Origin of the sequence: Thermomonas sp., from assembly GCF_035369645.1 — a bacterium.
Classification (GTDB): Bacteria; Pseudomonadota; Gammaproteobacteria; order Xanthomonadales; family Xanthomonadaceae; genus Thermomonas.
This window is the reverse complement of the sequence record NZ_DAOOUM010000031.1, coordinates 24585-32726: the sequence shown is the minus strand read 5'-3', so window position 1 is coordinate 32726 and position 8142 is coordinate 24585. Positions and strand designations below refer to the sequence as shown.

Here is an 8142-nt window from a genome sequence, read left to right as displayed (position 1 = left end):
ACCGCCAACGACTGGCTGCGCAGGATCACGGTTTCCAGCAAGGCGGCATCGGGGCGCTCGCGGATTTTTTCCAGCAATGCGCGGAAATCCTTGGGCTTGACCTTGCCCCACGGCGGCAACCGCAATTGGAATTCTTTCAGGAATTCTTCAAGGTCGGCGTATTTGGATTCTGGCGGCTTGTCGTGGTCACGATACGGCGCAGGAATGTGGCTGCCCAGCAAATACACGGCCGCCTGCACATTCGCGGCAATCATGCACTCCTCGATCAACTTATGTGCGTCATTGCGTTGCAACATGCCGGCCTGCGTCACCGCGCCCTTGGCATCCAGCACAAAGCGCACTTCGCTGCTTTCAAATTCAATGGCCCCGCGTTTGGCGCGGGCTTTATCCAGGATTTTGTACAGCTGATGCAGGCGCTGAATCTGCGGCAGCAGCGCCCCGATTTTGGCCAGTGCGGCGTCGTGGTCATCGGCGGGAATCCCCTCGCCCACCGCATTCCACACATCGGTATAGGTGAGGCGTGCATGCGAGTGCATCACCGCTTCATAAAATGTGCTGGAGGTGACGCCGCCATCGCGCCCTATCTGCATATCGCAACAGAAGCACAGCCGATCTACCGCTGGGTTCAGTGAGCAAATGCCATTGCTCAGCGTTTCCGGCAGCATCGGCACCACAAAGCCGGGAAAATACACCGAGGTTGCGCGCAATTGCGCTTCATCATCCAGCGGCGTGCCGGGGCGCACGTAATGCGACACATCGGCAATCGCCACGATCAAGCGAAAGCCATCGGCATTGGGTTCGCACCACACCGCATCATCGAAATCTTTGGCGTCTTCGCCATCGATGGTGACCAAGGGCACACCACGCAGATCAACACGGCCCACACAATCGCTGGGCTGCACTTGCAGCGGCACGGCAGTGGCTTGTGCCAACACCTCCGGCGAAAACACATGCGGGATGTCATGCCCGTGGATGGCAGCTTCCACCGCCTGCGAGGCAGTGAGTTTGTCGCCAAGCACCGCCAGCACGCGGCCAATCGGTGGACGATGTGCATCTTGCGGGGTGGTGATTTCGGCGACCACCAACTGCCCCGCTTTGGCGCCATTGCGGGCGTCTTGCGGGATCATCACATTGCGTTGGATACGTTTGTCATCGGGCACCACATAGGCAATGCCCAGTTCTTCCGCAAAACGTCCCAGCAAGCGAGTCAGCCGGCGCTCCAGCACCTCAACAATGCTGGCCTCGCCGCGCCCGCGCCGATCCACGCCGGTCACGCTGACCAACACGCGATCACCGTGGCTGACTTTGCGCATTTCATACGGCGGCAAAAACAAATCATCGCCGCCAGCTTCCGGACGGAAAAACCCAAACCCGTCTTGGTTGGCAATCACGCTGCCGGCCAACAAATCACTGCGCGATGCCGGCACAAAGCCGCCGCGACGGTTTTGTAGCAACTGACCATCGCGCAGCATCGCCTGCAAGCGTTTTTCCAAGGCGGCGTAGCGATCATCAGCGGTCAGCGCCAATTGCTGCGCCAACTCCTCCGTACTCATTGGCCCGGCATGCGCAGCGAGCACCTGCAAAATCATTTCGCGGCTGGCGATGGGGTTGTCATAACGCTGCGCCTCGCGCTGCGCGTGCGGATCAAACCGTGGCGCGGTGGGGTACGTGGCCACACGCTTGCCTTTCCCCGAGGCCGCTGCATTGGGACGTGCGGGCAGGTCGGGTAGCCATCCCGGCAATGTGCTGCCGCTCTTGCGTGGCTTCTTGCCGCTGCAACCTGTGCTGGCACTCGTGTTGCCGCCTTGCTTACCGCGGCCTGCGCCGCGCTTGCCTGATGTTTTTTTCATCTGTGGATGGTACAGGGCGGCGTACAGGACTGCGTCTTTCGCGCCGACATCACCACATCCTCCGCACAAAGCTATTGACAGTCGCGCCCCATCCCCGGAAAATGCGCGGCTCACCACCTGCCCAGGTGGCGGAATTGGTAGACGCACTAGTTTCAGGTACTAGCGGGTAAAACCGTGGAGGTTCGAGTCCTCTCCTGGGCACCATTGGTTCTGCTGTAAACACTGAAACCCCGCTCCCATGCGGGGTTTCGTGTTTTTTGGTTATGCCCGATGATAAGGATGATTGGCCAGCAGCGCGGCGGCGCGGTAGAGCTGTTCAGCCAGCACCAGGCGCACCAGCATGTGCGGGAGGGTGAGCGGGCCGAGTGACCAGTGCTCGTCTGCGCGGGTGATGACATCGGGTGCGTGGCCTTCGGGGCCGCCGATCAAAAAGCTCAAGTCGCGACCTTGCGTGCGCCAATGTTCCAGGCGCACGGCAAGCTGCTCGGAGGAATGCATTTTGCCGCGTCCATCCAAAGCAACGATGTGGGTATTTTTGGGCAGTGCGGCAAGAACACGCGCGCCTTCGTCACTCATCGCACGCGCGGTGTCGCGGCCTTTGCCACGCACACCGGGCTCGACTTCCAGCAACTCCAGCGGCAGCCAGTGCGACAGCCGTTTTTGATACTCAGAAAACCCCTGCGCCACCCATCCGGGAGCGCGTTCACCGACGGCAATCAGGCGGGCTTTCACGTGTTCGCCCTGCCCTTTGGATCAAACAGCATCACCTGAAGTATTTTCCGGGTGCTGATCGCCTACCGACCACAAACGTTCCAGTGCGTAGAACTCGCGCACACGCGGCAGCATGACATGCACCACCACATCGCCTAAATCGACCAGTACCCATTCGGCTTCGCGCTCGCCTTCCACACCCAAAGGCATGACACCGAGTTGCTTGGCAAAACGCACCACTTCGTCGGCCGCAGATTTGACGTGACGGGTGGATGTGCCCGACGCAACGACCATGTAGTCGCAAACGCTGCTTTTGCCGCGCACGTCGATTTCCACCACATCTTTGGCTTTGAGCTCTTCCAGCCCGGCATGGACGGCCTTCAGCAAAGCATCCACCGACGGCGGGGGGGAAGGCAGGTTGGTTTTGATGATGTGGGCAGCAGTAGTCAAGGGTAGGTGCTCGATGTTGATGGTGGCAGTATAACGGGCGCGCTTCGATACAAGTCTTGCTGGACGATATAGGCCGCAACCGATGGCGGCACCCATGCCTGCCAGTTGTCGCCGTTGTGGATGCGGCGGCGCAGCTCGGTGGAAGATTCTGGCCGCAGTTGTGGCAGCGGCAGTACCGCAAAACCACCACTCGCGGCGTTTGCCAAGGCCAATGGCGGCAACCAGCGTTCGCCGATCTCGGCCAATACCTCGGGGGCGTGTTGGCGTAGACTGGCTGCATCCAGTGCTGCACCTGGCCGCTGCACGCAGATGATGTGGGCCAGCGAAAATAGCTCGTGCCAGCGGTGCCAGTGGTGCAACTGATGCAATGAATCGGCACCCAGCAGCCACGCGATGGGGGTGCTGGGGCCCAACTCGGCACGCAACTGCGCCAGCGTGTCCACGCTGTAGGACGGGCCGCTGCGGGCCAGCTCGCGCGCATCAACGTGCAGACCGGCCTGCCCTTCGATGGCCAAAGCCAGCATTTGTGCCCGCTGCGCGGCATCGGCGTGGGTGCTGTCTTTGTGCGGCGGGTCACCTGCTGGCAACAGGTACACGCTGGCCGCAAAGGCGTCGCGCGCGGCACAGGCAACCGCCAGATGCCCGTTGTGGACGGGGTCGAAACTGCCGCCATAGCAAATGCGCAGGGGGGTCACGAGGCCAGCAGACACAATGCGCTTTTATCGGCCACTGCCAACAGCAAGCGTTCTAGCTGCTGCCAAGCATCACTGGTTTCTTGTCCTATCCGCACGCGCCCTTTGGAAATGCGATCAACGCTGCCGGCATCCACCAAAAATCGCTGCCAATGCTCCGGCGCATGCCGCGCCAAGGCGCGTTTGTACACGGCTTGTTTGGAATCCCAGATGCGCAGGGTCTTGCATTCGGCAGCAAAATTGCGCGCCCGCGCCAGTGCGGCCACGGTGTGTAGTTCCTTCACGATCATGCCCATCAATGCAGGGATGACTTCGCCCTCGGCACGCAGGCCGGCAAGAATGCGTGCCACTTGTGCGGGCTGTCCATTCAATGCGGCATCCATCAGGCGAAATACGTCAAAGCGCGCGGCATCGGCCACCAAGGCTTCCATGCGCTCCGCACTCAGGACTTCGGTCTGCCCTTGCAGCAATAACGCGAGCTTATCGACTTCTTGTGCCGCCGCCAGCAGGTTACCTTCTACCCGCTGCGCCAACCGCGCCACCGCATCGGCGGTGGCTTTCACGCCACGACTGCGCAGGCGTGCGCCCATCCAGCTCACCAATTCATGCGGTTTGACCGGCCACGCAACCGCCACATGCCCGGTCTTGTTGATGGCATCACTCCATTTGCCGGCATGTGCTTTTGACCACTCCCCGGCAATCACCAGCAACACCACATCCGCAGGTGGATTGGCGCAAAACCCGCAGAGCAATTTGCTGCCTTCATTGCCAGGCTTACCGGTGGGCAGGCGCACTTCAATCAGGCGTTGGCTGGCAAACAGACTGGGCGCATGGAGGGAGGCTTCCAGCGCGCCCCAGTCGGCGTCGCGGCCTTCCATGTCATGCACTTCACGCTCGCTGATGCCGTGTTTGCGCGCGGCAGCACGCACGGCGTCGGCGGCTTCCAACACCAACAAGGTTTCACTACCAGCAAGCAAATACACCGGACGCAGCGGCTCTGATGTCAGTTGTGCCTGCAAGCGGTCGGTGCTTAGTTCCATTGCTTAGCGCAAGCAGTACTCATTGCCCGGCGGCGGGTGTCACAACGACAGGTTTGGATGCCGCATCCACGCGCCGCAAGATCGCAGCGGACATATCGCGGCGTAATTCTTTGACCAACATTTCGCGTTCGCTGGCCTTACCGATGGAGTCCACCGCCGGGGCCAGGTAATCACGCGACAATTCCACTACCTGCTGCGGCACTGCCACACTGCCATCGGCACGGTGCAGGCTGAAAATCACCGCATAGCGCAGTGCGTATTCCTGTGCACGCCCAGATTGGTCATTGCTGATGGGCGTGTCCGCCCATTGCTCGGAAACAACTTGCAATGTCGCCACCCCTTCGGTGGCATCGGCAGCGGCAGCCTGCGCACCAGCGCGCTGCAAGCCGTCGGCCAGCATTTCCGAAAGGGGGCTGTAGCGGTCGGCAGCCAATACCCGCACCGGGCCAAGGTTGGCCGGCAGGTTAAGCGCGTTGCGCAGATGGAAACCGCAACCCGACAGCAGGGTGGCGGTGAGGGCGATGATGAGAATGCGGGATTTCATGTGGGGGAGTCTAGGCGAAAACGGCAGGGTTTTTGCTCGTCATCCCCACTTTCATGGGGATGACGCCGTGCTTACACCACGATATTGATGATCTTGCCGGGCACCACAATCACTTTCTTGGGTACTTGCCCGGCCACGAAGGCCGCCACATTGGGTTCGGCCAGCGCCGCCGCTTCGACCGTTTCTCGGCTGGCATCCACGGGCATGTCTATGGTGCCGCGCAGCTTGCCGTTGACCTGCACCGCCAGCTTGACCGCATCGCGCACCATGGCGGACGCATCGGCCTGCGGGAACGGCTGATCTTCCAGCAAGGTTTGTGGATGACCCAGCGTTTGCCACAACGCGTGGCAAATATGTGGGGTGATCGGGTTGAGCAGCAGCACGATCGCTTCGAAGGCCTCATGGCGCACGGCGCGGCCCTGATCGCTGGTATCGGTGAACTTGGCGACGTGGTTGAGCAGCTCCATCAACGCGGCAATCGCGGTATTGAAGCTGTGCCGACGGGCGTAGTCATCACCCACTTTCTGGATGGTTTCATGCAACTGACGACGCAGGGTTTTCTGCGCAGCATCCAAGCTTGCGGTATCCACCTGCGGGTGGTCTGGCTGCGCGGCGTGTGCATGCACATCACGCCACAACCGGCGCAGGAAGCGCGCCATGCCATCCACGCCGGCATCGCTCCATTCCAGCGATTGTTCTGGCGGGGCGGCAAACATCGAGAACAAACGCACGGTGTCGGCACCGTATTTGTCCACCAAAAGTTGCGGGTCAACGCCGTTGTTTTTCGACTTCGACATCTTCTCGGTGCCGCCGATGCTGACCGGCAATCCATCGGCGGCCAGCGTAGCCCCCGTGATGCGCCCCTTGTCATCGCGGGTCAGCGCAACATCGGCCGGATTGATCCAGTCCTTGCTGCCATCGGGCTTACCACGATAGAACGTATCGGCAATCACCATGCCTTGGGTCAGCAGGCGCGTGGCCGGTTCATCGCAATGCACCAGCCCCGCATCACGCAATAGCTTGTGATAGAAGCGGAAATACATCAGGTGCAAGATGGCGTGCTCGATCCCGCCGATGTATTGGTCCACCGGCAGCCAATAATTAGCACGTTCGTCCACCATGTCGGCCGCGCCCGGCGAGGTGTAGCGGGCGTAGTACCAACTGGATTCCATGAAGGTGTCGAAGGTGTCGGTTTCGCGCTCAGCCGCAGCACCGCACTGCGGGCACGTGGTCTTGCGCCAGTTGGCATCCGCCTTGATGGGCGAATGCACATTGCCGGCGGCAAACGCATCGGCCACATCTTCCGGCAGCACCACCGGCAATTGGTCTTCCGGCACCGGCACCGCGCCGCAACTAGCGCAATAGATCACCGGGATCGGGCAACCCCAATAGCGTTGCCGGCTGACGCCCCAGTCGCGCAGGCGGAAATTGACCTGCCGTTTGCCGATGCCGTCGGCTTCCAGTTTGGCCGCCAATGCCTCGAACACCGCATCGAAATCCATCCCGGAAAACTCGCCAGAATTGATCAGCCAGCCGCGCTCGGTCGCTGCGCCGTCTTCTTCGATACCACGCAGGTATTCGCGCACCACCGCTACTGCGGCGTCGATCTCGAACACATCCACCGGCGCATGTCCGCCCAGCGCAACGGCCATCGGGTCGTCGTGCTCGGCCAGATGTGTGTTGATTTCTGCCAGCGCATCGCGGGTGGCCGCATCCGCGATCACGGGCTTGACTGGCAGGCCATAGGCCTTGGCAAACTCCCAGTCTCGCTGATCATGCGCCGGCACCGCCATCACCGCGCCGGTGCCATAGCCCATCAGCACGAAGTTGGCCACGTAAATCGGCACGTCTTCGCCCGTGATCGGATGGATGGCCCACTGACCGGTGGCCATGCCGCGCTTTTCTTGCGTTTCAAGTTCGGCCTCGGACACCCCACCCTGCTTCAAATCGGCAAGGAAGGCGGCCAGTTCCGGGTTGTTTTGCGCGGCTTTCAGCGCCAGCGGATGCTCGCCAGCAATGCTGATGAAGGTGACCCCCAGCAGCGTGTCCGGGCGGGTGGTGAATACCGTCAATGGCGCGTCTTCGCCATCCACCTTGAATGCGATCTCCAAGCCCTGGCTGCGGCCAATCCAATTGCGCTGCATGGTCTTGACCGAATCCGGCCAGCCGTCCAGCGTATTCAATTCATCCAGCAATGCTTGCGCGTAATCGGTGATGCGCAAAAACCACTGCGGGATCTCGCGTTTTTCCACCAGTGCGCCGGTGCGCCAGCCACGGCCGTCGATCACTTGCTCGTTGGCCAGCACGGTTTGATCGACCGGGTCCCAGTTGACCACGCTGTTTTTGCGATACGCGATGCCTTTTTTCAGCAAGCGTACGAACATGCGCTGCTCGTGCTGGTAGTAGTCGGGCTTGCAGGTGGCAAACTCGCGGCTCCAGTCAATCGCATAGCCCAGCGCGCGCAACTGCGTGCGCATGTGCTCGATATTGGCGTAGGTCCACTTGGCCGGCGCGGTCTTGTTTTTGATCGCAGCGTTTTCGGCCGGCAGGCCAAAGGCGTCCCAGCCCATCGGCTGCAACACATTGAAGCCGGTCATGCGCTTGTGCCGGCTGATCACATCACCAATCGTGTAATTGCGCACATGCCCCACGTGCAGCGCACCCGACGGGTACGGCAGCATCGACAAGCAGTAGTACTTGGGCTTACTGCTGTCTTCGGTCACCTCGAACGCGCGGGTGGTGGCCCAAAACGCCTGGGCGGAAGATTCAACAGCACTGGGATCGTAGGAAACGGGCTCGGACACGGCGCAACACACAAAGGATCGGGCTGGAAAGCTTACCGCAGCGCAACAGAT

7 protein-coding genes and 1 tRNA gene are annotated in these 8142 nt (G+C 61.1%); 1 reads left to right on the top strand and 7 read right to left on the bottom strand.

Annotated elements, in window-relative coordinates; genetic code table 11:
* Positions 1-1850, bottom strand: a 1850-nt coding sequence (locus PK789_RS07465) for a ribonuclease R family protein (protein WP_324308150.1), incomplete at its 3' end; no start/stop codon positions are given.
* Positions 1851-1969: 119 nt separating this feature from the next.
* Here PK789_RS07465 and PK789_RS07460 point away from each other — a divergent pair.
* Positions 1970-2054: transfer RNA gene (locus PK789_RS07460), tRNA-Leu, on the top strand.
* 57 nt (positions 2055-2111) lie between these two features.
* On the opposite strand, the gene rlmH is transcribed toward PK789_RS07460, so the two are convergent.
* The 6 genes from rlmH to leuS form a co-directional block, all read right to left on the bottom strand.
* Complete coding sequence (rlmH, locus tag PK789_RS07455) at positions 2112-2582, bottom strand: 23S rRNA (pseudouridine(1915)-N(3))-methyltransferase RlmH (protein WP_324308149.1); 471 nt, start codon at positions 2580-2582, stop codon at positions 2112-2114.
* A gap of 21 nt (positions 2583-2603) precedes the next feature.
* The gene (gene rsfS, locus PK789_RS07450) at positions 2604-3011 is read right to left on the bottom strand and encodes a ribosome silencing factor (RefSeq protein WP_324308148.1); all 408 of its coding nucleotides are present in this window, start codon (positions 3009-3011) and stop codon (positions 2604-2606) included.
* The gene (gene nadD, locus PK789_RS07445; protein WP_324308147.1) at positions 3008-3706 is read right to left on the bottom strand and encodes a nicotinate-nucleotide adenylyltransferase; all 699 of its coding nucleotides are present in this window, start codon (positions 3704-3706) and stop codon (positions 3008-3010) included. Before nadD ends, rsfS begins: the two co-directional genes overlap by 4 nt.
* On the bottom strand, positions 3703-4743 hold the full coding sequence (holA, locus tag PK789_RS07440; RefSeq protein WP_324308146.1) for a DNA polymerase III subunit delta: 1041 nt from the start codon (positions 4741-4743) through the stop codon (positions 3703-3705). Before holA ends, nadD begins: the two co-directional genes overlap by 4 nt.
* A 19-nt stretch (positions 4744-4762) precedes the next feature.
* Positions 4763-5287: an LPS-assembly lipoprotein LptE gene (locus PK789_RS07435; RefSeq protein WP_324308145.1), complete on the bottom strand. Its 525-nt coding sequence runs from the start codon at positions 5285-5287 to the stop codon at positions 4763-4765.
* 71 nt (positions 5288-5358) lie between these two features.
* Positions 5359-8091 carry a leucine--tRNA ligase gene (gene leuS / locus PK789_RS07430; protein ID WP_324308144.1) on the bottom strand — a complete coding sequence of 911 codons (2733 nt, stop codon included), beginning with the start codon at positions 8089-8091 and terminating at the stop codon, positions 5359-5361.
* Positions 8092-8142 lie beyond the last annotated feature (51 nt).

What these genes read in the sequence shown, in the direction of transcription:
- PK789_RS07435 (WP_324308145.1), bottom strand. Translation starts at nt 5,287, where the DNA reads ATGAAATCCCGCATTCTCATCATCGCCCTCACCGCCACCCTGCTGTCG.
- holA (WP_324308146.1), bottom strand. Translation starts at nt 4,743, where the DNA reads ATGGAACTAAGCACCGACCGCTTGCAGGCACAACTGACATCAGAGCCG.